This is a genomic window from Bifidobacterium sp. M0353, assembly GCF_016100645.1.
Lineage (GTDB): Bacteria > Actinomycetota > Actinomycetes > Actinomycetales > Bifidobacteriaceae > Bombiscardovia > Bombiscardovia choladohabitans.
In genome coordinates, this window is sequence record NZ_JACFSB010000023.1 from 1 (window position 1) to 458 (window position 458).

Annotated in this window: 1 protein-coding gene and 1 pseudogene; both read left to right on the forward strand. The window is 32.1% G+C overall.

All coding sequences use genetic code 11. The features are described from left to right. A pseudogene (locus H3V04_RS08825) lies at nt 1–232 on the forward strand (ParB/RepB/Spo0J family partition protein); the annotation flags it as partial. Between the two features lie 35 nt (nt 233–267). Beyond that, a complete protein-coding gene (locus tag H3V04_RS08830) occupies nt 268–435 on the forward strand; it encodes a hypothetical protein (protein WP_198188202.1) in 168 nt (55 codons plus the stop codon). Nucleotides 436–458: the final 23 nt, after the last annotated feature.

Sequence of the window (458 nt, forward strand, 5' to 3'; positions counted from 1 at the left end):
TAAGCCAATTGAAGATAGAATTGCTTCAACAATTAGACATAATAGAGCACGTGGCAGTCATGATATAGATCTAATGACCAATATAGTCAAGGAACTTAAAGATGCGGGTATGTCAGATAAATGGATTATGAAAAACATTGGAATGTCGGCAGATGAATTGTTAAGACTAAAACAAGTTGGCGGACTTGCAGAATTATTTAAAGATGAAGACTTTTCAAAAAGTTGGGAATAAATTTGTAGGAAAAAGGTAAATTGATAATGGGTAAATTGAGCGAAGCCAAAAAGGCAGCTAACAAAAAGTGGGATATGGCTAATAGAGAACGTAAAAGATATATTACTGCTAAATCACAAGCCAAAAGCTTTGTTAGAAATTATGCTACTCAAGACGATCTAGAAAATTTAAAAAAAATAATCGAAGAAAAACAAAAAAATTAGTTGACAATACACGCTTAAACGTG